At 63.8% G+C, this 22,896-nt stretch carries 27 protein-coding genes; 8 read left to right on the top strand and 19 right to left on the bottom strand.

Annotated elements, in window-relative coordinates; genetic code table 11:
- Positions 1-26 precede the first annotated feature (26 nt).
- Positions 27-896: an NAD(P)-dependent oxidoreductase gene (locus tag AC3A4H_RS07755; protein ID WP_487766182.1), complete on the top strand. Its 870-nt coding sequence runs from the start codon at positions 27-29 to the stop codon at positions 894-896.
- Between the two features lie 47 nt (positions 897-943).
- Positions 944-1,219, top strand: a complete 276-nt coding sequence (locus AC3A4H_RS07760; protein WP_487766183.1) for a DUF2188 domain-containing protein — start codon at positions 944-946, stop codon at positions 1,217-1,219.
- Positions 1,220-1,243: 24 nt separating this feature from the next.
- Here the strand turns inward: AC3A4H_RS07760 and AC3A4H_RS07765 are convergent, their stop codons facing one another.
- The 6 genes from AC3A4H_RS07765 to AC3A4H_RS07790 form a co-directional block, all read right to left on the bottom strand.
- Complete coding sequence (locus AC3A4H_RS07765; RefSeq protein WP_487766184.1) at positions 1,244-1,783, bottom strand: MerR family transcriptional regulator; 540 nt, start codon at positions 1,781-1,783, stop codon at positions 1,244-1,246.
- A 320-nt stretch (positions 1,784-2,103) separates the two neighbouring features.
- Entirely contained in the window at positions 2,104-2,427 is a 324-nt protein-coding gene (locus AC3A4H_RS07770; RefSeq protein ID WP_348777138.1) for an integration host factor subunit alpha, read from the bottom strand.
- A 191-nt stretch (positions 2,428-2,618) separates the two neighbouring features.
- The gene (locus AC3A4H_RS07775) at positions 2,619-3,590 is read right to left on the bottom strand and encodes a beta-ketoacyl-ACP synthase III (RefSeq protein ID WP_487766185.1); all 972 of its coding nucleotides are present in this window, start codon (positions 3,588-3,590) and stop codon (positions 2,619-2,621) included.
- Positions 3,591-3,598: 8 nt separating this feature from the next.
- Entirely contained in the window at positions 3,599-4,666 is a 1,068-nt protein-coding gene (gene plsX / locus AC3A4H_RS07780; RefSeq protein WP_487766186.1) for a phosphate acyltransferase PlsX, read from the bottom strand.
- A 109-nt stretch (positions 4,667-4,775) separates the two neighbouring features.
- Entirely contained in the window at positions 4,776-5,336 is a 561-nt protein-coding gene (locus AC3A4H_RS07785; RefSeq protein ID WP_487766187.1) for a YceD family protein, read from the bottom strand.
- 16 nt (positions 5,337-5,352) lie between these two features.
- The gene (locus AC3A4H_RS07790; protein WP_487766188.1) at positions 5,353-5,892 is read right to left on the bottom strand and encodes a ubiquinol-cytochrome C chaperone family protein; all 540 of its coding nucleotides are present in this window, start codon (positions 5,890-5,892) and stop codon (positions 5,353-5,355) included.
- 125 nt (positions 5,893-6,017) lie between these two features.
- Between AC3A4H_RS07790 and AC3A4H_RS07795 the strand changes: the two genes are divergently transcribed.
- Positions 6,018-6,524, top strand: a complete 507-nt coding sequence (locus tag AC3A4H_RS07795) for an outer membrane protein assembly factor BamE (protein WP_348777143.1) — start codon at positions 6,018-6,020, stop codon at positions 6,522-6,524.
- An 81-nt stretch (positions 6,525-6,605) separates the two neighbouring features.
- On the opposite strand, the gene AC3A4H_RS07800 is transcribed toward AC3A4H_RS07795, so the two are convergent.
- Both AC3A4H_RS07800 and AC3A4H_RS07805 read right to left on the bottom strand, forming a co-directional pair.
- Positions 6,606-8,744, bottom strand: a complete 2,139-nt coding sequence (locus AC3A4H_RS07800) for a sodium-translocating pyrophosphatase (RefSeq protein WP_487766189.1) — start codon at positions 8,742-8,744, stop codon at positions 6,606-6,608.
- 234 nt (positions 8,745-8,978) lie between these two features.
- Positions 8,979-9,473, bottom strand: a complete 495-nt coding sequence (locus tag AC3A4H_RS07805; RefSeq protein WP_487766190.1) for a DUF2165 family protein — start codon at positions 9,471-9,473, stop codon at positions 8,979-8,981.
- Between AC3A4H_RS07805 and AC3A4H_RS07810 the strand changes: the two genes are divergently transcribed.
- A complete protein-coding gene (locus tag AC3A4H_RS07810) occupies positions 9,472-9,789 on the top strand; it encodes a hypothetical protein (RefSeq protein ID WP_487766191.1) in 318 nt (105 codons plus the stop codon). The two genes, AC3A4H_RS07805 and AC3A4H_RS07810, sit on opposite strands and share 2 nt — an antisense overlap.
- 35 nt (positions 9,790-9,824) lie before the next feature.
- On the opposite strand, the gene AC3A4H_RS07815 is transcribed toward AC3A4H_RS07810, so the two are convergent.
- From AC3A4H_RS07815 to AC3A4H_RS07865, 11 genes are all read right to left on the bottom strand, one after another.
- Positions 9,825-11,045 (bottom strand): MFS transporter, encoded by a 1,221-nt coding sequence (locus tag AC3A4H_RS07815; protein WP_487766192.1) that lies wholly within the window; start codon positions 11,043-11,045, stop codon positions 9,825-9,827.
- Entirely contained in the window at positions 11,042-11,545 is a 504-nt protein-coding gene (nusB, locus tag AC3A4H_RS07820) for a transcription antitermination factor NusB (protein WP_487766193.1), read from the bottom strand. The genes AC3A4H_RS07815 and nusB overlap by 4 nt, the downstream gene beginning before the upstream one ends.
- Positions 11,542-11,997, bottom strand: coding sequence for a 6,7-dimethyl-8-ribityllumazine synthase (gene ribH, locus AC3A4H_RS07825; protein WP_348777148.1), 456 nt, complete (start codon positions 11,995-11,997; stop codon positions 11,542-11,544). The genes nusB and ribH overlap by 4 nt, the downstream gene beginning before the upstream one ends.
- A gap of 223 nt (positions 11,998-12,220) precedes the next feature.
- Positions 12,221-12,829, bottom strand: a complete 609-nt coding sequence (locus AC3A4H_RS07830) for a riboflavin synthase (RefSeq protein WP_487766194.1) — start codon at positions 12,827-12,829, stop codon at positions 12,221-12,223.
- Between the two features lie 24 nt (positions 12,830-12,853).
- Positions 12,854-13,981: a bifunctional diaminohydroxyphosphoribosylaminopyrimidine deaminase/5-amino-6-(5-phosphoribosylamino)uracil reductase RibD gene (gene ribD / locus AC3A4H_RS07835; protein WP_487766195.1), complete on the bottom strand. Its 1,128-nt coding sequence runs from the start codon at positions 13,979-13,981 to the stop codon at positions 12,854-12,856.
- Positions 13,968-14,447 (bottom strand): transcriptional regulator NrdR, encoded by a 480-nt coding sequence (nrdR, locus tag AC3A4H_RS07840; protein WP_348777151.1) that lies wholly within the window; start codon positions 14,445-14,447, stop codon positions 13,968-13,970. Before nrdR ends, ribD begins: the two co-directional genes overlap by 14 nt.
- A 506-nt stretch (positions 14,448-14,953) precedes the next feature.
- Positions 14,954-16,267, bottom strand: coding sequence for a serine hydroxymethyltransferase (glyA, locus tag AC3A4H_RS07845; RefSeq protein WP_487766196.1), 1,314 nt, complete (start codon positions 16,265-16,267; stop codon positions 14,954-14,956).
- Between the two features lie 232 nt (positions 16,268-16,499).
- Positions 16,500-17,753: a L,D-transpeptidase family protein gene (locus tag AC3A4H_RS07850; RefSeq protein WP_487766197.1), complete on the bottom strand. Its 1,254-nt coding sequence runs from the start codon at positions 17,751-17,753 to the stop codon at positions 16,500-16,502.
- A 376-nt stretch (positions 17,754-18,129) separates the two neighbouring features.
- A complete protein-coding gene (gene ldtR, locus AC3A4H_RS07855) occupies positions 18,130-18,645 on the bottom strand; it encodes a transcriptional regulator LdtR (protein WP_348777154.1) in 516 nt (171 codons plus the stop codon).
- Between the two features lie 166 nt (positions 18,646-18,811).
- Positions 18,812-19,210: a DUF6163 family protein gene (locus AC3A4H_RS07860; protein WP_348777717.1), complete on the bottom strand. Its 399-nt coding sequence runs from the start codon at positions 19,208-19,210 to the stop codon at positions 18,812-18,814.
- Between the two features lie 29 nt (positions 19,211-19,239).
- On the bottom strand, positions 19,240-20,283 hold the full coding sequence (locus AC3A4H_RS07865) for an enoyl-CoA hydratase/isomerase family protein (RefSeq protein ID WP_487766198.1): 1,044 nt from the start codon (positions 20,281-20,283) through the stop codon (positions 19,240-19,242).
- Positions 20,284-20,469: 186 nt separating this feature from the next.
- On the opposite strand from AC3A4H_RS07865, the gene hemB reads away from it, so the two are divergent.
- The 4 genes from hemB to AC3A4H_RS07885 all read left to right on the top strand — a co-directional run bounded on the left by hemB (position 20,470) and on the right by AC3A4H_RS07885 (position 22,755).
- Positions 20,470-21,501 carry a porphobilinogen synthase gene (gene hemB / locus AC3A4H_RS07870; protein WP_487766199.1) on the top strand — a complete coding sequence of 344 codons (1,032 nt, stop codon included), beginning with the start codon at positions 20,470-20,472 and terminating at the stop codon, positions 21,499-21,501.
- 38 nt (positions 21,502-21,539) lie between these two features.
- On the top strand, positions 21,540-21,836 hold the full coding sequence (locus tag AC3A4H_RS07875) for a nucleotidyltransferase family protein (RefSeq protein WP_487766200.1): 297 nt from the start codon (positions 21,540-21,542) through the stop codon (positions 21,834-21,836).
- A complete protein-coding gene (locus AC3A4H_RS07880; RefSeq protein WP_487766201.1) occupies positions 21,836-22,183 on the top strand; it encodes a HepT-like ribonuclease domain-containing protein in 348 nt (115 codons plus the stop codon). Before AC3A4H_RS07875 ends, AC3A4H_RS07880 begins: the two co-directional genes overlap by 1 nt.
- Before the next feature lie 101 nt (positions 22,184-22,284).
- The gene (locus tag AC3A4H_RS07885) at positions 22,285-22,755 is read left to right on the top strand and encodes an RDD family protein (RefSeq protein WP_487766202.1); all 471 of its coding nucleotides are present in this window, start codon (positions 22,285-22,287) and stop codon (positions 22,753-22,755) included.
- Positions 22,756-22,896: the final 141 nt, after the last annotated feature.

Below are 22,896 nucleotides of genomic sequence, written 5' to 3' on the forward strand. Positions count from 1 at the left end.
ATGCAAAATCAGCGAGAGGATCGAGAATGGCATCGGTGGCGTTTCTGGGACTTGGCGTGATGGGCTATCCGATGGCCGCCCATCTGAAGAACAGGGGCGGCCACGACGTCACCGTCTACAACCGCACCGCAGCCAAGGCGCAGAAATGGGTGGCCGAACATGGCGGCGCTCATGCACCGACGCCGCGTGCAGCCGCCGAAGGCAAGGACTTCGTGTTCTGCTGCGTGGGCAATGACGACGACCTGCGCAGCGTGACCATTGGACCGGACGGCGCCTTCCAGTCGATGAAGAAGGGCGCGATCTTCATCGACAACACCACGGCCTCGGCCGAAGTGGCGCGCGAACTGGCGGCAGCGGCGCAGGAGCGCGGCTTCTTCTTCCTCGACGCGCCGGTTTCCGGCGGCCAGGCGGGCGCCGAAAACGGTGTGCTGACCGTGATGGTCGGCGGCGAGCAGACAGTGTTCGACAAGGCGCGGCCGGTGATCGATGCCTATGCGCGCATGGTGGGGCTGATGGGTCCCGTTGGCGCGGGCCAGCTCACCAAGATGATCAACCAGATCTGCATTGCCGGGCTGGTGCAGGGCCTTGCCGAAGGCATCAATTTCGGCAAGCGCGCCGGGCTCGACATCGAGAAGGTGGTGGAGGTGATCTCCAAGGGCGCGGCCGGATCGTGGCAGATGGAAAACCGTCACAAGCCGATGCGCGAAGGCAAGTACGACTTCGGCTTCGCAGTGGACTGGATGCGCAAGGACCTGAAAATCTGCCTCGAGGAGGCCGACCGCAACGGAGCGGCGCTGCCTGTCACCGCGCTGGTCGATCAGTTCTACAAGGAAGTGCAGGGCATGGGCGGCGGACGCTGGGACACGTGCTCGCTTATGGCGCGGCTCGACAGATAGCGTCAGCCCCCTGTCATGCATGCTGGTTTGAGAACGGGAGCATGACGATGAACAAGGTGACCTACCAGATCGTGGAACACGACGGTGGCTGGGCCTACAAGCTCGGCGACGTGTATTCCGAGACCTTCCGCACCCATGAGGAAGCGCTGAACGCCGCCAGGGCTGCGGCAGCCGAGCAGCGGCTGTCGGGCAAGACCGAAGGCATTTCCTACCAGGATTCGGAAGGCGAATGGCACGAGGAACTGGCGGTGGGCAGCGACCGCCCGGAGACCGAGGTGACCGACACGCCGGCTTCCGAAACCGACGACAAGACGGACAGCTAAACGCCCGGAGGCCGCTTGAGCAGGTCAGCGCACCTGATCAAGCAGCCGCTTGCATTCCAGCAGGTCGAACAGCGCTTCCTGCAGTAGCGCGCGGTTGTCTCGCGAGAGTTTGCCGCTGCCGGGTTGCACCGGCCCCTCGTCGTCTGCCTTGCCAAGGCCGAAGAAACGGCGGCTCGGCTTGGCGCGCGGCTCGCCTACCAGCATCTCTTCATCCAGGCGCGGCTGCGCGGCCTGGGTCATCGGCGTGGCTTCGGTCTGCTTGCGCTGGGCGATGGCTTCCACCGCCGCGACATCGCCATTGCCGATCGCGACCAGGAACTGGTTGCCGTTTTCACGCAGCAGCTTCTGCACACCCTTGATGGTGTAGCCCTGGTCATAGAGCATGTGGCGGATGCCCTTGATCAGCTCGACATCCTGCGGCCGGTAGTAGCGGCGGCCGCCGCCGCGCTTCATCGGCTTGATCTGGGTGAAGCGTGTTTCCCAAAAACGCAGCACGTGCTGCGGCAGATCGAGGTCTTCGGCTACCTCGCTGATGGTGCGGAAGGCGTCGGGACTTTTTTCCATGGCGCAACCCTCGCTCGCAAGCAGCCCGATCGCATGGCCTGCGCGATGGGGCGTCGTCTCGAAGGCCGTGCCTCGCCGCTGCGGGACACGGGCCTATCTTGTTGTTCGGCCGCGATCTTTTCGTCGAAAACCGATTTCCGTACCTGGATCGTGGTTGAAAACACGACCCGCGGCAGTACTGCCCGGCAACCGAGATCGCACAAAGCCGATTCGTGCTTTATTTCAGCGATTTGTGCTGCAACATTCAAGCCCGGCCGAAATCGCCGGTGGCCTTATCAACCGCGCCGCAAGCGCGGGCCCGAAAGCGCCGAGCCGCAGGCCTACTTTTCGCCGGCCTTGCCCTTGCTCTGGTGCGCGCTGAGGATGCGGTCCTTCAGCACGTTCGAGGCCTTGAAGGTCATGACCCGCCGGGGAAGGATGGGCACTTCCTCGCCTGTCTTGGGGTTGCGCCCGATGCGCTCGTTCTTGTCGCGAACGTGGAAGGTGGCGAAGGAAGAAAGCTTCACAGTCTCGCCACGAACGATCGCTTCGCAGATCTCATCGAGAACGGCCTCGACCAACTGCGCGGATTCTGTGCGGGAAAGGCCGACCTTTCGGTACACGGCTTCTGCAAGATCGGCGCGCGTAAGTGTCTTTCCTGCCATGCGAGCGGCAACCATCCAAGAGACAACTGAAATTGCGATTAAGCGAGACGTTAGAAAATTGCCCCGACGAGGTCAAGGACCCAACATTGGGTCTTTCCAATTGATTTTGAATCGTTTTCGCCGCCGCGGGGCCGTCGCACGCCTCTGTTGGTCGTGTGCGGCGGGCGCTTTCAACGCCCGCCCAGGCACGCTTACCAGCGCAGCAGCACCGCACCCCAGGTGAAGCCGCCGCCCATCGCCTCGAGCAGAACGAGGTCGCCCTTCTTGATGCGGCCATCTGCCACCGCCACCGAAAGCGCCAGCGGCACGGAAGCGGCCGAGGTGTTGCCATGCAGGTTGACGGTGACCACGGTCTTTTCCTCGGCGATGCCGAGCTTCCTGGCGGAGGCGTCGATGATGCGCTTGTTGGCCTGGTGCGGCACGAACCAGTCGATGTCGTCGGCGCCGACGCCGGACTGGGCAAACACCGCTTCGATCACGTCGGTGATCATGCCCACCGCATGCTTGAAGACCTCGCGGCCTTCCATGCGCAGATGGCCGACCTGGCCGGTGGTGGAAGGGCCGCCGTCGACATAGAGCTTGTCCTTGTGCGCACCATCGGAGCGCAGGCTGGCCGCCAGAATGCCGCGATCGGCAATGGCGCCCTGCCCTTCATCGGCTTCCAGCACCAGCGCGCCCGCGCCGTCGCCGAACAGCACACAGGTGGAGCGGTCGCTCCAGTCGAGGATGCGCGAGAAGGTTTCGGAGCCGATCACCAGCACGCGTTTGGCCATGCCCCCGCGAATGTAGAGATCGGCCGTGGTGATGGCGTAGACGAAGCCCGAGCACACCGCCTGCATGTCGAAGGCGAAGCCGTGATGCATGCCGAGCCGGTTCTGGATTTCGACCGCGGTGGCGGGGAAAGTGTTGTTCGGCGTGGAGGTCGCAAGCACGATCAGGTCGATGTCGGCCGGGGTCAGCCCTGCATTGTCGAGCGCTGCACGCGCCGCAGCTTCACCCAGCGAGGCGGTCGTCTCGTCGTCGGCCGCAATGTGGCGCTGGCGGATGCCGGTGCGCTGCGCGATCCACTCGTCCGATGTCTCCACCACGCCTTCGAAGTCGGAATTCTTCATTATGCGGCGCGGCAGCGCGGACCCGATGCCCCGCACAATCGATCTGATCATTGAAAGTCCTATTCGTTACTGTCGTCCGCCGGTTCGGCGGGCCGGGCGGTCGATTGCGGGCGCCGCGCGTGAAAAAGGTCGAGGTCGGCCTCGATTCGGTCCAGCAGGCGATTCCTGACCATGTCATAGCCGAGTTCGATCGCCGCCGCGAAGGCTTCCGAGTCGGCGCCGCCATGGCTCTTGACGATTATGCCGTTCAGCCCGAGGAAGACGCCCCCATTGACCCTGCGCACGTCCATTTTCTCGCGCAGGCGCTGGAAGGCACCCTTGGCGAAGAGATAGCCGATTCGCGCCATCAGCGTGCGGCTCATCGCGGCGCGCAGATATTCGGCGATCTGGCGCGCCGTGCCCTCGGCGGTCTTGAGCGCGATATTGCCGGCGAAGCCTTCGGTCACCACCACATCGACGGTGCCCTTGCCGATGTCGTTGCCCTCGACGAAGCCCTTATAGTCCATGGCCAATTGGCCGGCGTCGCGCAGAAGGCGGCCGGCATCCTTGACCTCTTCCTGGCCCTTGATCTCTTCGACGCCGACATTGAGCAGGCCGACCGTCGGGCGCTCCATGCCGAACAGCGCGCGCGCCATGGCCGAGCCGAGGATAGCGAAATCGACGAGCTGGTGGGCGTCGGCCCCGATGGTGGCGCCCACGTCGAGCACCACGCTCTCGCCGCGCGTTGTCGGCCAGATGGCGGCAATGGCCGGCCGGTCGATGGTGGCCATGGTGCGCAGGCAGAATTTCGACATCGCCATCAGCGCGCCGGTGTTGCCGGCTGAGATGCAGGCATCGGCGTTGCCGTTCTTGACGGCATCGATCGCCTGCCACATCGAAGACTTGCCGCGCCCATGGCGCAGCGCCTGGCTGGGCTTGTCGTCCATGCCCACGGCGACATCGCAGTGGTGAAACTCGGTGATTTCGGCGAGCCTGGGATGTTTGTTGAGCTCGGGCCGCACGACGTCCTCGCGCCCGAAGACGACAAAACGCACATCGTTGCGGCGCGTGGCTACCGCCACGAGCGCGGGAATGATGACCGCAGGCCCGTGGTCGCCGCCCATGGCATCGATGGATATCCTGATCACGCGGTGTTCATCTCACATTGGTCGGAAAGGCAAGCTTGCTGAAAGCTTGGCGAAAATAGCGGTTTTAAGGCAGCGCACAACCGGCAATTCGCAACGATAGGTGAAGTCTTCAGCTTTTGTCGACGACGGCCCGCAGCTTTCGCTGCAATTCGCCTTCGACAGGCTCGTCCGTTTCGCCGGCGCTCGACGAGATCGCAGCGCCCTGCTTGCGCGGATAGGGATCGATGGCCAGACCGAAATATTCCTCCGCCAGCGCGCCGACGTCGATCGTGTCGCCGGCAAAGGTTTCCGGGCTGTCGGGGCCTTCGACATCGAGCATGATTTCACCGCCGCCATCGAAGCCCAGCCGCCCGAGCTTGGAATCTTCCGGCAGGAAAAGTCCCTGGACCTCTTCCTCGATGTGGTTCTCGACCGGCTCGAGCGAGACCACGCAGGTCTGCACGATATCGGCCACGACAGTGCCGGCTACCCTGACACCGTTGCGCTTCCAGGCGGTGACCATGAGTTCCGCGCGCAGGCTCTTTACCGCCTCGAGGCCGTGGGCCTCGGCGAGCGCTTCGCGCTGCTTCTCGTCTGCCTCGATGACCACGGGCAGCCCCTTCTGCGGCATGCGTGCGACATTGGCCACGAAGGAAATCGGGCTGGCCGGCGGTTGCTTGTGGTGTCTCATCGGGGCCTCCGTCCTGTTAGGCTGCATGGGCGGGCGGGAAGTGGATCGTTCCGGCCCGGATGGCGTCCGACGCCTGGGCGGCAAGCGCCTTGTGGGTATCGATGACGTGGGCGGCAAGCGCCTCGGCCTGCGGCCAGGGCAAGCTGTCGGGGCGCACATTGCGTTCGAGCGCGGCGGCCAATGCGGCCCTGTCTTCGCGCTCCAGCGCGTCGGCATAGGCGGCGGTGCGCCCATAATACATGCGCGCAAGCTTCTTCATGCGCTTCGGCACGCCCATGTCGCCTATCCCGAAATCGCGCAGCGATTGTTCGACATCGGCGAAGAAATCATCGATCAGCGTCTGCGCGATGTCGCGCGAGGCGCCAGCCTCGTCGCGCAATCGGTGCTGGAACAGGAACATATGCAGCGCCAGCATCTCGAAGCGGCCCAGGGGCGTATCGGGCGCTTCCCATTCGGCATACAGCACCGGCTGCCGCGCCGCTGCCACGATTTCGGCATACAGCGCGTCGGTAATTGCTCGGTTCTTGCGTTCGCGGCCAAACAGGCGCTGGAACATGGGGGGCAGCCTCCGTGGGGACCCGTTTCGGGGCGCGGCTGTGTTGCATCGGCGCGCAAGCTGGTTTACCCGTTTTGCGGCTCTGTGCAAGGTGCGGGCGCCTGACTGATCTGAAGGAGTTGTTGTTGGACTCGCTGAAATTCAAGACCACCCATTCGCCTGCCCTTCTTGGCGCGGCAACGATTGTTGCAGTCGCGATGCTTTCCGGATGCAACTCGTCCCAGACCTTCGCCGGGCTGACCCCGGGCGAAACGCTGACGCAGGGCTATGTCATTGACCAGCAGCAGATCGACCTGGTGCCGGTCGGCTCCAGCCGCGAGCAGGTTCTGCTTGCGCTTGGCAGCCCCTCGACGACCGCAACCTTCGATAACGAGGTGTTCTACTACATCTCGCAGACCCGCAAACGGCCGGTCGCCTTCATGAAGCCGCACCTGGTGGACCAGCGGGTTCTGGCGGTCTATTTCGGCACTGACGGCCGCGTGACCCAGATCGCCAACTACGGTATGAAGGACGGCAAGGTGTTCGACTTCATCGCGCGGACGACGCCGACGAGCGGCAAGGACCAGAATTTCATCGGCCAGCTCATTTCTGGCCGCACCAAGCCCGCCCTTCCGATGGGCGGCCCGAGCTAGAAGCCCGCGCAACCCATTTCGACGGATACGAAAAAACCCGCGGATCGCTCCGCGGGTTTTTCTTTTTCGGCGAAGCCCTCGCTAGTGCGCCAGGACGGCAAGCAGAAGCAGCGCTACGATGTTGGTGATCTTGATTGCCGGGTTCACCGCCGGCCCCGCGGTGTCCTTGTAGGGATCGCCCACCGTGTCACCGGTGACAGAAGCCTTGTGGGCCTCCGAACCCTTGAGGTGCCGGACCCCACCCTTGTCGGTGAAGCCGTCCTCGAAGGATTTCTTCGCATTGTCCCATGCGCCGCCCCCCGAAGTCATGGAGATGGCGACGAACAGGCCGTTGACGATGACGCCTAGCAGCGAGGCGCCCAGCGCAGCAAAGGCCGATGCCTTGGAGCCGGAGATGAGCAGCACGCCGAAATAGACGACTATCGGCGCCAGCACCGGCAGCAGCGACGGCACGATCATCTCCTTGATCGCCGCGCGGGTGAGCAGGTCCACGGCCCGCGCATAGTCCGGCCGTTGAGTGCCGGCCATGATGCCCGGATTTTCCCTGAACTGCCTGCGCACTTCCTCCACGATCGAGCTGGCCGCGCGGCCAACCGCCGTCATGGCCATGCCGCCGAACAGATAGGGAATGAGGCCGCCGAAGATCAAGCCGGCGACGACATAGGGATTGGACAGGTCGAAAGAGACCTCGCCCATGCCCTGGAAGTAGGGGAACTTGTCGCCATTGGCCGCGAAGTAGCGCAGGTCATTGGAATAGGCGGCAAACAGCACCAGCGCGCCGAGGCCAGCCGAGCCGATGGCGTAGCCCTTGGTGACTGCCTTGGTGGTGTTGCCCACCGCATCGAGCGCGTCGGTGGACTGGCGCACCTCCTTCGGCAGACCGGCCATCTCGGCGATGCCGCCGGCATTGTCGGTCACCGGACCGAAGGCGTCGAGCGCCACGATCATGCCGGCAAGGCCGAGCATGGTCGTCACAGCAATGGCAATCCCGTACAGACCCGCGAGCTGGAACGTGGTGATAATGCCACCCACGATGACGATCGCCGGCAAGGCGGTCGATTCCAGCGATACCGCGAGGCCCTGGATGACATTGGTTCCATGGCCCGTGATGGACGCCTGGGCGATGGAGGTGACCGGCCGCTTGCCGGTGCCGGTATAGTACTCGGTGATGACGACGATGAGGCCGGTGACAATCAGCCCGATCACCCCGCAGATGAACAGGCGACTGCCCATAACGACAGCGCCGCCCACCGTGCCGATTTCGCCCCAGCCGATGGTGAGAGATGTGGCCACCGCCAGTCCGAGGATGGACAGAAGGCCGGTGACGATGATGCCCTTGTAGAGCGCGCCCATGATGGAGTTGTTGGCGCCCAGCCGGACGAAGAACGTGCCGATGATCGAGGTGACGATGCAGGCGGCGCAGATCATCAGCGGATAGAGCATCACGCTGTCGAGCACGGCGGTGCCACCGAAGAAGATCGCCCCCAGCACCATGGTGGCGACGACGGTGACAGCATAGGTCTCGAAAAGGTCGGCCGCCATGCCGGCACAGTCCCCGACATTGTCGCCTACATTGTCGGCGATGGTAGCGGGATTGCGTGGATCATCCTCCGGAATGCCGGCCTCGATCTTGCCCACCATGTCGCCGCCCACGTCGGCGCCCTTGGTGAAGATGCCGCCGCCCAGGCGGGCGAAAATGGAGATGAGGGAAGCGCCGAAGCCAAGCGCCACCAATGAGTCGATGACGGCGCGGCTGTCGGGCGTAAGGCCCATCGGCCCGGTGAGAACCAGATAATAGACGGAGACGCCGAGCAGCGCGAGGCCGGCCACCAGCATGCCGGTGATTGCGCCGGACTTGAACGCGATGTCGAGCCCCGCCGCGAGGCTGTTGGAGGCGGCCTGCGCCGTGCGCACATTGGCGCGAACCGACACATGCATGCCGATGAAGCCGGCCGCGCCCGAAAGCACCGCACCGATCAGGAAGCCGATCGCCGCCGCAGCGGAAAGCAGCCACCAGGCCAGAAGGAAAACAATCACGCCTACCACGGCAATGGTTGTGTACTGACGCGAAAGATATGCCTGTGCCCCCTCCCGGATGGCAGCAGAAATTTCCTGCATGCGTGCGCTGCCCTGGTCAGATGCAAGTACCGACCGTGTCGCCCAGATGGCGTAGAGGACAGATAGCAAGCCGCAGGCAATGACGACGTAAAGCAAAGTCATATGCCGATCTTCCCTGATTGTGGGCCCGGCAGAACCCTCTCCCCGGGCCGCGCGATGGAGATCGGCGGCTATTTGCCGCACGATCTGCTGCAAGTTGTGCGAAACGGGTTACCGAACGTCAAGCTTTGTTCGGATTTTGGTTGGGGAACCGCCGCTTTCGCCCTGTTCTGGCGCGGCAAATGCCTTTGGCGGACACGATGCGCGCCCGCCGTGAGCGAATCACTCGGGGCCGCGTCAGGCCGGGTCGGCGTCAGGCTGGTTGACGAAGATAAGCACCGCCAAAATGGTGATGTAGAACTTGAAGGCCGCGTCCTGACCGTTCCAGGTCCGCGACTGCCACATGGCGAACCATTCGCCGCCGATGACCATGAATCCGAAATACCAGACCAGGAAGCCCATGGTGGCGGCGATGACCACGAACCGCTTGGCCTGATTGAAGGCCACCGCCGGCATCGCCCGCGCCTGCCACAGCTTCCAGGCGGCGATCAGAAACAGCACGCAGGTAAGCCCCTCGCCGAAGATGATCAGCCAGTAGCCGGCCGTCCACAATGCCGGGTTGGTGATCGAACGATACATCAGCGCATTGCCGGGGAAAGTGGTGTCCATGCTCAGCACGTGCTGAACGAAGGCGTAATTCGAGCCGTAATCGGTTATGTTTCCGAAGGTGACAAGAAAGGCGAATACGCCAAGACAGAAACACATGATTATTTTGGAATAGCGAATAGTCATGGCGAAAGCTCCCGAGAACGGGTCTTTGAAAAACCCGCCCCATAAGGCCCTGAGTCCCGAGGGCGACGCAATCTCGGCGGATGTGGTCATTGCCTTGACCATCACGGCCAAAAGTTACGCGGCGCGAATGGACATTCTGGACAAGGTTCTTGCCGTCGCCCTGCCCGCCGGCTGCCAGGTCGGCGACGTGGTTACGCTGCATGCAGGCGGCGCCGACCACGATTTTGCCCTGCTGCGCCGTCGCTGGCTTGCGGGCAAAGACGGCACGCGGCTGGAAGTGACGCTGGACTTTCCGGCGCTCGGCGGTCGGCGTTGAAAGCCGTGATAGCCCCCTACGACGTTCGAGGCTGATCACGCCTCGTTTTCGGCCGCCGTCGCAAGCCTTCTGCGCGAGGCAAGATGCCAGGCAAGCGCCCCCAGGCAAACGATGGTAACCGGGAAGACCACCCAGTTCAGCATCTCCCAGCCATGCGCGTTGTAGACCTGGCCCGACATCAGCGAGGCGAAGGCGACGCTGCTGAAGAGGACAAAGTCGTGGAAACCCTGCACCTTGCCCTTTTCGGCCGGCTCGTAGGTTTCGGAGACCAGCGCGGTCGCGCCGATGAAGCCGAAGTTCCAGCCAAGCCCGAGCAGGATCAGCGCCGTCCAGAACTGCCACAGCTCGATGCCCGACAGCGCCACCAGCGCGCAGCCCACCAGCAGCACGAAGCCAGAGGCCACGATGGTGGGCGCGCCGAAGCGGTGGATGAGCCGGCCGGTGAAGAAGCTGGGACCGAACATGGCCATGACATGCCAGGAGATGCCGAGCGTCGCCTCGTCGGGCGAGAAGCCGCAGCCGACCATGGCGAGCGGCGCGCCGGTCATGACGAAGGTCATGAGCGCGTAGGAGCCGACGCCGCACAACAGCGCCACGGCGAAGCGCGGCTGCGAGACGATCTGCAGGAGCGGGCGGCCGGTGTCCTGGGGGCCGCCATGGCCTTTTACGGCGCCCTTCATTTTGAGGAAGGACAGGATGACGGCGCCGATGGCCGCGAGCCCCACGATTGCCGCGAAGGACCCGGCGAACATGACCGGCGCCAGCAGTTCGCGCGTGAAGATGACGATCTGAGGCCCCAGTATGGCGGTGATGATGCCGCCGGCCAGCACGAAGGAAATCGCGCGCGCCTTGAACTCGCTTGGCGCATTATCCGCGGCCGCGAAGCGGAACTGCTGGACGAAGGCGTTGCCGATGCCGACGGCCATGAGGCCGGCGGCAAAAAGCCAGAAATTCATCTGGAACAGCGCCAAGGTGGCGATGAAGCCGCCAAACGCGGTGACGAGCGTGCCGGCCATGAAACCATGGCGATGGCCGAGCCAGCGGATGATGACGGCCGCAGGTAACGCGCCCAGTGCGGTGCCAACATTGAAGCCGGTGACCGGAGCGGTGGCCAGAGACTTGTCCGCGTCGAGAAGATAGTGGCCGGCCAGCGCGCCCAGCGAGATGCAGATCGGCGTGGCCGATCCGATGATGGCCTGAGCCGCGGCCAGAGTGACCGCGGTTCGACGGGCGCTGCGCTCGGCCGCCTCGCTCACGATGCGCCCTTGCCGCGGCCCTCGCCGCGCACACGGCGCGACACGCGGTCGAGCACGGCGTTCACCAGCTTGGGCTCGTCCTCGACATAGAATGCCTTGGCGATATCGACATATTCCGAGACAATGACGGCGACGGGAACGTCGGCGCGGTGCATCAGTTCGTAGACGCCGGCGCGCAGGATGGCGCGCAGCGTGGAATCAAGCCGCGACAGCGGCCAGTCGTCGGTCAGCGCCTGTCGGATGATGGGGTCGACCGTCTTCTGGTTCTCCACCACGCCGGCCAGAATCGCGCGGAACCACTGCGCATCGGCCTCGCGGTAGAGATCGCCATCGACTTCCTTGCCCAGGCGGAAAGCTTCGTATTCGGCGGTGGTCTCAAGCAGGCCGCTGCCGGCCACGTCCATCTGGTAAAGCGCCTGCACCGCGGCCAGGCGGGCAGCGCCGCGCTTGTTGGCCTGTCGAAGCTGCGGTTTATCGGTCTCGGGCTGGGTCACCGTCATGCCCCCAGGCGGTTGCGCAGGGCGATCATGGTGAGTGCGGCGCGGGCCGCGAAGCCGCCCTTGTCGCCCTCGTGGCGGCGGGCGCGCGCCCAGGCCTGATCGTCGTTCTCGACGGTGAGAATGCCATTGCCGATGGCCAGGGATTCATCGGTGGCCAGGTCCATCAGCGCGCGGCTCGACTCGTTTGCAACGATATCGAAGTGATAGGTTTCGCCGCGGATGACGGTGCCAAGCGCAACGAAGCCGTCATAGTCGGTAGCGCCGTTCTCGGCTCCGTCCAACGCAAACGAGATCACCGCAGGAATTTCCAGCGCACCGGGAACCGTGACCACTTCGTAGGTCGCGCCAGCCTCTTCAAGCGCCGCCTTGGCGCCTTCGAGCAGTGCGTCGGCCAGGTCGTCATAGAAACGGGCTTCGACGATGAGCAGGTGGGGTGGTCGTGTGCTGGCCATGTTGGTCTCCGGAAAGGCGGTGACTTAGGCCGAAGCGGCCGACTTCGCAAGCGCAAGATTGCCCGGGGCGCGATAGGGTCGCACTTGCACTGCCCTAACGTTCCTCCCGTGTGTGCCATGAGGGCGACAAAAAAATGTCGAACCCAAGATCTCGTCGCGCTTTTCGCCAAACCCGACCGTGGCGCCCCATCGCTCACGCCTCAGATCGGGCTGTGGCAGCGGTCTACTCCGCAGCCTCAGCCAGCCGCGCGGCGTAGCGGGCCATGGTGTCGACCTCGAGATTGACGTGGTCGCCAACCCGGCGCTCGCCCCAGGTGGTGACGGTGAGTGAATGCTGGATGAGCAGCACATCGAAGCGGTTGCCGTTCACCTTGTTGACGGTCAACGAGGTGCCGTCGAGCGCCACCGAGCCCTTGGGCGCGATGAATTTAGCGTATTCGCGCGGCGCTTCCAGCGTGAAGCGGACGGCGTCGCCCTCCTCCTGCCGCGCCACGATCTCGGCCATGCCGTCGACATGGCCGGAAACGATGTGGCCGCCGAGCTCGTCGCCGATCTTCAGCGCGCGTTCAAGGTTCAGCCGCGTGCCGGCCTTCCAGCCAGACGCGGTGGTGAGACGCAGCGCCTCTTCCCAGGCCTCGACCTCGAACCAGCGGCTGTTGGACTCGGTTTCAGGCAGGGCGACGACGGTCAGGCAGACGCCGCTGCAGGCAATCGAGGCGCCTATGGCGATTGTCTTGGGGTCGTAAGCGGTGTCGATGCGCAGCCGAACGCCCTCGCGCAGCGGTGAAACGGAGGCGACGGCGCCCACATCGGTGACAATCCCGGTAAACATCTAAAACCTCTAGGCGCCTTTACATCAATCGGTCCGAAGCTTGACCCATTCCGCATAGGTGTCATCGCCGAAGCGCGCCTCGCGCACCAGACGAAAACCCTCCGGGATATGGTCCCTGTCGACCGGCGCCGCAATGCCGTCGGCGCCAAGCCGGCCTGGCCCCTGGAAGATGACCAGCCGGTCGACCATGTCGTCGGCCAGGAAGTTGCGCGCCGTTTCGGCCCCGCCCTCGACCATGACATTCATCATGCCCTGCGCGGCAAGGTCTTCCAGCAGTTCCGGCAGCGCGATGCGGCCTTCGAAAGCGTCGGTGGCCAGCAGCTTCACGCCCATGGCCGAAAGCACCGCCCTGCGGCCGGCATCCGCCTCCTGCCCCACGGCGAGGAACACCGGTACGGACTCGGCCGAGCGCGCCAGCCTGCCCTGCGGCGACAGCCGTGCCTGTCGGTCGAGCACGAGACGAATGGGCGAGCGGTCTTCCAGGCCCGGCAGCCGCACCGTCAGCTCGGGGTCGTCGGCCAGCGCGGTGTTGATGCCGACAAGGATGACATCGGCCTCGGCGCGCATCAGATGCACCTGCCGGCGCGAAATCAGCCCGGTAATGGGTAACTGCCCCTCGCCCGGCCGGCCGATCATGCCATCGGCTGAAAGCGCAAGCTTCAGCGTGACTTGCGGGCGCATGCTGACGGAACGGCTCAGATAGCCGGCAAGCTGGTCGGCCGCCTCCTCGGCCAGAACGCGCTCGACGACCTCGATGCCGGCGGCGCGCAGGATAGCGTAGCCCTTGCCCGCAACGCGCGGGTCGGGATCGCTGGCGGCACCCACCACGCGGGTGATGCCTGCGGCAACGAGAGCGTTGGCGCATGGCGGGGTGCGGCCATGATGAGCGCAAGGCTCAAGCGTGACATAGGCGGTAGCGCCGCGCGCCCTCTCGCCCGCCTCGGCCAGCGCCTCGGCCTCCGCATGCGGCCGGCCGCCGATGGCCGTGACGCCGCGCCCGACGATCACCGGGCCGTCGCCGTCGTCGCGGACGATGAGCGTGCCGACTGCGGGATTTGTTCCGGTGAGCCCGGCATGCTTGCGCGACAGCCGCAATGCGGCCGCCATGAAGCGGCGGTCGGTAGCCTGCCGATCCGCGTCAGCGCTCGCCATGCTGCTCCTCTTCGTCCTCGCCCTTCAGTTCGCCGAGCACGTCGTGGAAATCCTTGGCCTCGCGGAAATTGCGGTAGACGGATGCGAAGCGGACATAGGCGACGTCGTCCAGCGCCTTCAGCGCCTCCATGACCAGCCGGCCGATCTCGCCGGTGGTGACTTCGGTCTCGCCCGAGCTTTCGAGCTGGCGCACGATGCCGGTGACGGCGCGGTCGATGCGATCGGGATCGACATTGCGCTTGCGGCAGGCAATCTCCATCGAGCGCAGCAGCTTGTCGCGGCTGAACGGCACCTTGCGGCCGGATTTCTTGACCACCACGAGATCACGCAGTTGCACGCGCTCGAAGGTGGTGAAGCGGCCGCCGCAATCCGGGCAGACGCGACGGCGACGGATTGCCGCCCCGTCCTCGGCGGGACGGGAGTCTTTGACCTGGGTGTCTTCCGACTGGCAGTAAGGGCAGCGCATGGATATCCCGCTCGCTCGCGATTCTTTCAGGCCTCGAAGCTAGTGGCTTTCCGTTCAAGTAGGAAGCGAGAAGGCGGAAATCCAACGCTGTTGCGCAGTGAACGGTGCGTATCTTGTCATTCCGGACGAAAATGTCCCCAAGGCTTGTGTGTCGGCACGGTCGAGGCATGGATTCCCGACACTCTCCGCTCTTTACACTCGCTCACGAGGTCGGGAATGACGGCTTCATGGCCGCTTCCACAAATGGTCGGTGTTTGAGCCCCCGGCACCGCGTCGCCTATGTCGGGCTAGTGGCTAGTGGATCGAGGCCGATCAAGGTGAACAGCCACACCTCATTCCCGACCTCGTGAGCGAACGAAGTGAGCGGAGAGTGTCGGGAATCCATGCCTCGACGGCAAAACCGGCACTTCGGTGAAAGTACAAGCGATCAAACCACTCGGCCCAAACACAAAACGGCTGCCGCGGGTTCAGCGCGACAGCCGTTCTGAAGACCGAAGTCGATATGCTTATCCGAGATACGGATAGAGCGGGAAGCGGTCGGTCAGCGCCACGACCTTCTGCTTCACGGCGGCTTCGACGGCGGCGTTGCCTTCATCGGAGTTCGCCGCTTTCAGACCGTCCAGCACCTCGGCGATGAGGTTGCCGATCTCGCGGAACTCAGCCTGGCCGAAGCCGCGAGTGGTGCCGGCAGGGGTGCCGAGACGGACACCCGAGGTGACGAAGGGCTTTTCCGGGTCGAAGGGAATGCCGTTCTTGTTGCAGGTGATGTTGGCGCGGCCGAGAGCCGCCTCGGCGCGCTTGCCGGTGGCGTTCTTGGGACGCAGGTCGACCAGCATCAGGTGGTTGTCGGTGCCGCCCGAGACGATGTCGAGGCCGGTCTCCTTCAGGCTTTCGGCCAGCGCCTTGGCGTTGGCGACGATGTTGGCCGCATAGGTCTTGAACTCGGGCTTCAGCGCCTCGCCGAAGGCCACCGCCTTGGCGGCGATGACGTGCATCAGCGGGCCGCCCTGCAGGCCGGGGAACACCGCCGAGTTCATCTTCTTCGCGATTTCCTCGTCATTGGTCAGGATCATGCCGCCGCGGGGCCCACGCAACGACTTGTGCGTTGTGGTGGTGACGACGTGCGCATAGGGCAGCGGCGACGGATGCTGGCCACCGGCGACCAGACCGGCGATGTGGGCCATGTCGACCATGAGGTAGGCGCCGATCGCGTCGGCGATCTCGCGGAAGCGCTTCCAGTCCCAGATGCGCGAATAGGCGGTGCCGCCGGCCAGGATCAGCTTGGGCTTGTGCTGGTGCGCCAGCTTCTCGATCTCATCCATGTCGAGCAGGTGGTCGTCCTTGCGCACGCCATAGGACACCGGCTTGAACCACTTGCCGGACATGTTGACCGGCGAGCCGTGGGTCAGGTGGCCGCCCGAATTGAGGTCGAGGCCCATGAAGGTGTCGCCCGGCTGCAGCAGCGCCAGGAACACGGCCTGGTTCATCTGGCTGCCGGAGTTGGGCTGCACGTTGGCGAAGTTGCAGCCAAAGAGCTTCTTGGCACGCTCGATGGCGAGCTCCTCGGCCACGTCCACGAACTGGCAGCCGCCATAGTAGCGCTTGCCCGGATAGCCCTCGGCATATTTGTTGGTCATGATCGAGCCCTGCGCCTCGAGCACGGCGCGCGAGACGATGTTTTCGGAGGCGATCAGCTCGATTTCGTGGCGCTGGCGGCCGAGTTCATTGCGGATGGCGCCGAAAATCTCCGGATCGGCATCGGCAAGCGGAGTGCCGAAGAAGGATTCGAAGTGCTGGAATTCGGCCGAGTCTCTTGCCATTTCGGGTAAAATCCTTGCTGCCTGGGGCGCGGGCACTCATGTTGGACCTTTATCGCCGCCGAAACCCCGATGCCCCTCCCGGGATTTGCGGCGCAAGGCGCGCCCATAGCACACTTGCCGGAGCGTCGCCACGCACGCGGCGCGAAATTTGGTTGTTCCTTTGCGGCAATTGGTAGCTGCCAACGCAAAAGGCCGCCCAAACGGACGGCCTTTTCATTGGTCTGCCCAGCGCTTACTGCGCCGACGAGATCTGCAGTTCGTCGACCCCGTCCTTGCCATAGATGTCGTCGCGGAACTGGACGACACCATCGCCCGTCGACCAGGCGGAGACATAGGTGAAATAGACCGGCACCGGATTGGTGACCGGGACAGGCGTGTTGGCGCCCGACTTGATCGTCTGCTCGAAACGCTGGCGATTCCAGCCCGGCGTGTCGCGCAGGATCCAGGTGACGAGATCGCGCACGTTCTGGACACGCACGCAACCGGAGGAGTCGAAACGCATCAGCTTGCCGAAGCTGCTCTGCTGCGGCGTATCATGCATGTAGACGCCGTCCGGGCTCGGGAAATTGATCTTGACCGAGGCCATGGCGTTGATGGCCCCAGGATCCTGCCTGAAGAGATACTTCGCCGCCTCTTCGGTCGACCAGTCGATGGTCATCGGATCGACCTCGCTGCCGTTCGGCGCAATCAGGCGGATCTTGTTGTCCTTCAGGTAGTTCGGGTTCTTGCGCATCAGCGGGATGATGTCCTTGCGGACGATCGACACCGGCGCATTCCAGTAAGGATTGATGATGATCTCGTTGATCTTCGAATTGACGATCGGCGACTGGCGATCGACCTTGCCGACGATGGCCGTGTGGCGAAGCACCACGCGGTCGTTCTCGACCGCCTCGATCTGGGCGGCGGGAATGTTGACGTTGACATAGCGCTCGCCGAGCGTTCCGGCCTGAGACTGCAGCCGCCCCAGATTGGTCTCGAGCTGCCCAAGGCGCACCGGTGCGCTGATATTCATCGCCGCATAGGAATAGCTACCGAGGACGCCGTCTGCCGGCAGGCCGTGACGCGCCTGGAAGCGCTTGACCGCCGCGTCGACATAGGTGTCGAAGGTGGGCGAGATGCCGGCCTGCGATGACAGGTCGCCGGAAACCATCAGGCGCTTGCGCAGCACCGGCACGTCCGGATCGGTGACTCCGAGCTGAAGCTTCTTGGTTGCGGGCACGACCGGCCAGCCGCCCCGACCCACGATGTCCTGATACTGGATGATGGCGCGCTCGACATAGGATACGGTTTGCGGGCTGAAAATCGGCAGCGTCGTGGCCACCTTGCCGCCTTCGCTGGCGCGCGCATCGAATGTGTCATTCCAATTGCCGCGGCGCGACGACTGCAGGATTTCGTCGACCACGTTCTGCGCGCTGGCAGCGCCAGTGACAGCGGAAGCGGCAAGCGCACCGGCGGCGGTAAGGAAAGAACGGCGAGTTGTATTCATGGGCATTCCAGACACTATCCTGCATTGCACCGAACGGACAAAATTGCCCGAAATGTATGGCGGCCACTCTTAACAATCAGCCAACCATATCTCCAAAGCGAGGCACGCAAGCGCGCCGATTGAATTGGAGTTCCCCCGCAGCCAAATCCCTCTCAGCCGGCGGTCTAGTTCATCTAACCGGTATCCATCGGAATATGGCAGTAACGTGGCCGCGCGCGCGAAAAGGCGGCGCGGGAAAAAAGAAGGGCCGGTGAGGGAAGACACCAGCCCAGACTGGAGGTTCATGCGGCCGCGATTCGTGAGGCGTCGCGGCTTGCCCGACGGCGTGGAGCTTTCCCCTTCGCCGGGCGTATCCCGCGGACAGAACAGGCTTAGCTCACATGCGATAGGCGATGGTGTCGTTCCAGAAGCGGTCCAGCCGCTGCAGCGCGCGGTTCATCTGCTGGAACTCTTCGGCATTGATGCCGCCGACCTGCTCGATCGAGCCGATGTGGCGCTCGTAGAGCTTGCCGACCACCTCGGCCACCTCGGCGCCCTTTTCCGTCAGGCTGATGCGGACCGAACGGCGGTCGATGCGCGAACGCTGGTGATTGATGAAGCCGAGCTCCACCAGCTTCTTGAGGTTGTAGGAGACGTTCGAGCCCAGATAGTAGCCCCGCGAGCGCAGCTCGCCGGCGGTGAGCTCGGCATTGCCGATATTGAACAGAAGCAGCGCCTGGATGGCGTTGATGTCGCTGCGGCCGTTGCGATCGAACTCGTCCTTGATCACGTCGAGCAAACGGCGGTGCAGCCTTTCGACAAGCTGCAGGGATTCCATGTAAAGCGTGCGCAGCGAGTCGACGCGCTCATCGGATACATTGGCGGTCTTCGCCGCGGGGCGGGAATTGATCATGGTCTTTGCCTCTCGTTTGTCGCCGGGTGATTGTTTTGTTTTTCTCACCTTGATCGCGACACTAGCGCCGACCGATAAAATTCGACTTAAACACCAGGCTTAACAACGCCTTACCTGGAACGACCTTGCGCGGAGGGTTAATAAAGGGCGACCCGGAGGGGGTCTGTTAACCCTGTCGTTCGGCCTGGCTTTTCTGCAGGAAGATCATCACGCGGAAGGCCACGTAGATGAGCGCGACGAAGACGTGCGAGACGACGACGGCAAGCCGATGCCCGAAGAGATCGGGAAAGCCGGCATACATCGTCAGCTCCGTTACCGCGCAGATGATCCAGATCACCGGCCCCCAGGACGCCAGCATCCACAGGCCGATCGCCGCGAAGGGATAGAAGACCGCGAGCAGAGTTGCGGCGACCTGCCAATGGACTGGCATCAGGTCGAAGCGCCACAGCGGCGCATCATAAAAACCGATCAGCCGGACCCAGTAGAGAACGCCGAACAGCAGGCAGTAGACCGAGATAATGCGCAGGAACCATCCGAAGGCGCTCTCCGCCACGGAAGGACCCATTACGCCGGCCGCCTTGACCAATCGCTCGCTCACAGTACCAGTTCCCCGTTCGGCAGTGGCGCGAAATAGGCGTCGATCGCCACCGGATCGACGGCCTCGAGCGAAGCCGGTTGCCACACCGGCTTGTTGTCCTTGTCCACCAACGCGGCACGTATGCCTTCGTACAGGTCATGACCATACAGCACCCGGTTGAGGATGCGGAACTCCATGCGCATGCACTCATCCATGGTGAGCCCTGCCCCGGCCCTTATCTGCCGGAGAGCGATGTGAACGCTCGTTGGCGAGCGCCCCCGGAGCGTGGCGAGAGTGGCGGCTGCGAATTCATCCTCGCCCGCGGCCTGCTCCAGGCTGCGCACGATGCCCGCCACTGTCTCGTGCGAAAAATGGCTGGCGATCGCTTCCAAGGTGGCCTGGCCGGTCTCGCGCTCGACCGGTTCGGAAACCTCGCGCAATGCCGCGTCTGGATCGCCGGTCTCCGCCAGCCGCGCCAGCAGCCCATCCAGGCGTTCGGCCCTGGTCGCGTGGGTCGCCAACCCCGACCCGAGCGCGTCGCCATAGCGGATGCGGTTGCCGGTGAGTCCCAGATACATGCCGAAATTGCCATCGAGGCGGGGCAGTATGTGGCTGCCGCCGACATCGGGGAAAAAGCCGATGCCAACCTCCGGCATGGCGAACTGTGCATTCTCGGTCATCACCCGGTGCGAGCCGTGGCAGGAAATGCCGACGCCGCCGCCCATCACGATGCCGTCGATCAGCGCGACATAGGGTTTGGGGAAGCGTGCAATTGCGGCGTTAAGGCGGTACTCGTCGGAAAAGAAGCCTACCGGCGGATTGCCGGCGCGACCGGCATTGTAGACATCGAGAATGTCGCCCCCGGCGCAGAACGCCCTGCCCTCGGCCTTGATGACGACCAGCGCCACCGCAGGGTCGTCCTGCCACGCGGCAAGCGCCCGCGCCAGCGCCTGGACCATGGGATGGGTGAGCGCGTTCAGCGCCTTCGGGCGCGCGAGAGTGACAACGCCGGCCTTGCCCAGTCGCTCGAAACGGATGTCGTCGCCGCCGCCAAAATCCATGGACGAATCCCTTACCTGCCACCCGTGTCCCGGGACCCGTAAGTGCTACGGATTGCGGCCGGGTGCGTCAATCTTTCCGCGTCCGGTGGCGTCAATCGAGACGCTGGCCCCATCCCTGCGGGTTGGTGAACGGCGGGCCCGCGTGCTAATAAGCCGCCAAGTAGCGGCCTAGCTGGAGAATGCCCGATGAACAAGATTTCCCGCCCGAAAGCCGCCGGCGCGCGCTCCGTCGACGAGATCACAGGCAGCAGGCGGCTGCGGCGCATGCGCAAGGCCGACTGGTCGCGTCGGCTGGTGCAGGAGAATCGCCTGAGCGTGGACGACCTGATCTGGCCGATCTTCGTGATCGACGGCAAGGACCGGCGCGAGCCTATTCCGGCCATGCCCGGCGTGTTCAGGCTCTCCATCGACCTCGCGGTAAAGGAGGTGGAACGCGCGGCAAAGCTGGGCATTCCGGCGATCGCCACCTTTCCCAATATCGAGATGTCGCTGCGCGACGAGACCGGCTCGCACATTCTCGACCCGCAGAACGTGATCAACCGCGCCACCAGCGCGTTCAAGGCGGCGGTGCCGGAGATCGGCATCATTACCGACGCTGCGCTCGATCCCTTCACCAGTCACGGCCACGACGGCATCCTGCGCAACGGCATCATCGTCAACGACGAGACGGTCGACCAGGTGGCGGCCGCGGCCGTGGTCCAGGCGGCGGCTGGCGCCGACATCATAGCGCCCTCCGACATGATGGACGGGCGAATCGGCGCGATCCGCGACGCGCTCGACGCCAACGGCTTCCAGGACGTGGCGATCATGTCCTATGCAACCAAATTCGCCTCGGCCTTCTACGGCCCCTACCGCGAGGCGGTCGGCACGCAGGGCCTGCTCAAGGGCGACAAGAAGACCTACTACATCGACCATGCCAACAGCGACGAGGCATTGCGCGAGGCCGAGCAGGACCTGGCCGAGGGCGCCGACATGCTGATGGTCAAGCCCGGCCTGCCCTATCTCGACATCATCCGCCGGCTGAAGGACGAGTTCCAGGTGCCGACCTTCGCCTACCAGGTGTCGGGCGAGTATTCGATGATCAAGGCGGCCGCTGCCAATGGCTGGATCGACGGCGAGAAAGCGATGCTGGAAAGCCTGCTGGCCTTCAGGCGCGCCGGCTGCGACGGCGTGCTGACCTATTTCGCGCCGGAAGTGGCGGAGATGCTGAAGGGGTAGCAGTCGATCCCGGTTCGGTTTTGCTGTAGAATGCCTCGATGAATAAAGCGCAGGCAATCGAACAATTGCGGAAAGATGCCGACACCATCCGGGGGATGGGCGTGACGGAGCTTTACCTGTTCGGGTCAACAGCCCGCGACGAAGATACTGCAGCCAGCGATCTCGACGTGTTCATCGACTATGATACCAACAAGCGATTTTCCCTTATCGACCTTGTCGGCATCAAACAGTTCCTGGAAGAGACGATGTCCACCGATGTCGACATAACCACCCGAGACAGCCTTCATCCGATGTTGAAGGACGACATCGAACGCAACGCGATTCGCGTTTTCTGATGGCAACGCGCAAAGTTCGGCCAATTCTCGCGGAAATGATCTATGCACTCGACGGCATAGAAGCTGCAACGGCCGGCAAGTCGCTCGAAGACTTTCGGGAGGATTGGCTTCTGAAGCACGGCGTCCAGCGCGGCATCGAGATCATTTCGGAGGCGGCGCGGCATATACCCGATGAGCTCCTGCAAGCTGCGCCGGGCGTGCCATGGAAGCAGGTACGGGGAATCGGCAACGTCCTGCGCCACGAGTATCACAAGATTGCGGACCCTATCATCTGGGCGGTTGTAACCGACAGTCTGCCCCCGCTGCGCATCGGCGTCCAACGAATGCTGGAAGCGCTCGACGAATGAGGGGAGCCTCGAAGCAAAGTCATTGAAACGTCGCCGCCGGTCACCATTTCTAGTAGGATCATGCAGGCGGGGCTGTTCCCGCCTCGGCTGGGAAGGTGAAAATGAACACGCGTGTTCTCGACGGCGAAATCATCACGACGCGGCTAGACGACGTCCGCGCCTATGAAGGCGTGCTGACGCGCCGCGTCATCGCCTTCTGCATCGACTATCTGATCATCGGCCTCCTGATGATTCCCTTCGCCATTCTGGTGTTCCTGCTTGGCATCATCACGCTCGGCCTCGGCTGGGGGCTTTTCGGGGTGCTGTTTCCGCTCGTCGCCCTGATCTATGTCTGGAACACGCTGGGTGGCCGCAACCAGGCCACCACCGGCATGCGCATCATGGGCATCCGCCTCGACCGGCTCGACGGTAAGCCCGTGGACGGGCTGCTGGCCGTGGTGCACACCGTGCTGTTCTGGGCCGGCAACGTAGTGCTGACGCCGCTGATCCTGCTGGCGACACTTTTTACCGACCGCAAGCGCACGCTGCACGACCTGCTGCTCGGCACGGTGGTAACGCGTAGCGACCGCTGATTTCTTCCGGCCAATAGGGGCGAAAAGCGCCCGGTGCGGATTTGCGCCCAAGCATACGACCATCAGCCAATATCCAGTTGAATTTTTTGCCGGCGAAGCCAAGGTAGGGGTATTATCCGGGTTCAGTTCGAGATCGAAATC

The sequence above is a fragment of the Pseudaminobacter sp. Soil_N_29 genome (genome assembly GCF_057656055.1).

What these genes read in the sequence shown, in the direction of transcription:
- AC3A4H_RS07755 (WP_487766182.1), top strand. Translation starts at nt 27, where the DNA reads ATGGCATCGGTGGCGTTTCTGGGACTTGGCGTGATGGGCTATCCGATG.
- AC3A4H_RS07760 (WP_487766183.1), top strand. Translation starts at nt 944, where the DNA reads ATGAACAAGGTGACCTACCAGATCGTGGAACACGACGGTGGCTGGGCC.
- AC3A4H_RS07765 (WP_487766184.1), bottom strand. Translation starts at nt 1,783, where the DNA reads ATGGAAAAAAGTCCCGACGCCTTCCGCACCATCAGCGAGGTAGCCGAA.
- AC3A4H_RS07770 (WP_348777138.1), bottom strand. Translation starts at nt 2,427, where the DNA reads ATGGCAGGAAAGACACTTACGCGCGCCGATCTTGCAGAAGCCGTGTAC.
- AC3A4H_RS07775 (WP_487766185.1), bottom strand. Translation starts at nt 3,590, where the DNA reads ATGATCAGATCGATTGTGCGGGGCATCGGGTCCGCGCTGCCGCGCCGC.
- AC3A4H_RS07785 (WP_487766187.1), bottom strand. Translation starts at nt 5,336, where the DNA reads ATGAGACACCACAAGCAACCGCCGGCCAGCCCGATTTCCTTCGTGGCC.
- AC3A4H_RS07790 (WP_487766188.1), bottom strand. Translation starts at nt 5,892, where the DNA reads ATGTTCCAGCGCCTGTTTGGCCGCGAACGCAAGAACCGAGCAATTACC.
- AC3A4H_RS07800 (WP_487766189.1), bottom strand. Translation starts at nt 8,744, where the DNA reads ATGACTTTGCTTTACGTCGTCATTGCCTGCGGCTTGCTATCTGTCCTC.
- AC3A4H_RS07810 (WP_487766191.1), top strand. Translation starts at nt 9,472, where the DNA reads ATGGCGAAAGCTCCCGAGAACGGGTCTTTGAAAAACCCGCCCCATAAG.
- AC3A4H_RS07805 (WP_487766190.1), bottom strand. Translation starts at nt 9,473, where the DNA reads ATGACTATTCGCTATTCCAAAATAATCATGTGTTTCTGTCTTGGCGTA.
- nusB (WP_487766193.1), bottom strand. Translation starts at nt 11,545, where the DNA reads ATGACGGTGACCCAGCCCGAGACCGATAAACCGCAGCTTCGACAGGCC.
- ribH (WP_348777148.1), bottom strand. Translation starts at nt 11,997, where the DNA reads ATGGCCAGCACACGACCACCCCACCTGCTCATCGTCGAAGCCCGTTTC.
- AC3A4H_RS07830 (WP_487766194.1), bottom strand. Translation starts at nt 12,829, where the DNA reads ATGTTTACCGGGATTGTCACCGATGTGGGCGCCGTCGCCTCCGTTTCA.
- ribD (WP_487766195.1), bottom strand. Translation starts at nt 13,981, where the DNA reads ATGGCGAGCGCTGACGCGGATCGGCAGGCTACCGACCGCCGCTTCATG.
- nrdR (WP_348777151.1), bottom strand. Translation starts at nt 14,447, where the DNA reads ATGCGCTGCCCTTACTGCCAGTCGGAAGACACCCAGGTCAAAGACTCC.
- glyA (WP_487766196.1), bottom strand. Translation starts at nt 16,267, where the DNA reads ATGGCAAGAGACTCGGCCGAATTCCAGCACTTCGAATCCTTCTTCGGC.
- AC3A4H_RS07850 (WP_487766197.1), bottom strand. Translation starts at nt 17,753, where the DNA reads ATGAATACAACTCGCCGTTCTTTCCTTACCGCCGCCGGTGCGCTTGCC.
- ldtR (WP_348777154.1), bottom strand. Translation starts at nt 18,645, where the DNA reads ATGATCAATTCCCGCCCCGCGGCGAAGACCGCCAATGTATCCGATGAG.
- AC3A4H_RS07860 (WP_348777717.1), bottom strand. Translation starts at nt 19,210, where the DNA reads ATGGGTCCTTCCGTGGCGGAGAGCGCCTTCGGATGGTTCCTGCGCATT.
- AC3A4H_RS07865 (WP_487766198.1), bottom strand. Translation starts at nt 20,283, where the DNA reads ATGGATTTTGGCGGCGGCGACGACATCCGTTTCGAGCGACTGGGCAAG.
- hemB (WP_487766199.1), top strand. Translation starts at nt 20,470, where the DNA reads ATGAACAAGATTTCCCGCCCGAAAGCCGCCGGCGCGCGCTCCGTCGAC.
- AC3A4H_RS07875 (WP_487766200.1), top strand. Translation starts at nt 21,540, where the DNA reads ATGAATAAAGCGCAGGCAATCGAACAATTGCGGAAAGATGCCGACACC.
- AC3A4H_RS07880 (WP_487766201.1), top strand. Translation starts at nt 21,836, where the DNA reads ATGGCAACGCGCAAAGTTCGGCCAATTCTCGCGGAAATGATCTATGCA.
- AC3A4H_RS07885 (WP_487766202.1), top strand. Translation starts at nt 22,285, where the DNA reads ATGAACACGCGTGTTCTCGACGGCGAAATCATCACGACGCGGCTAGAC.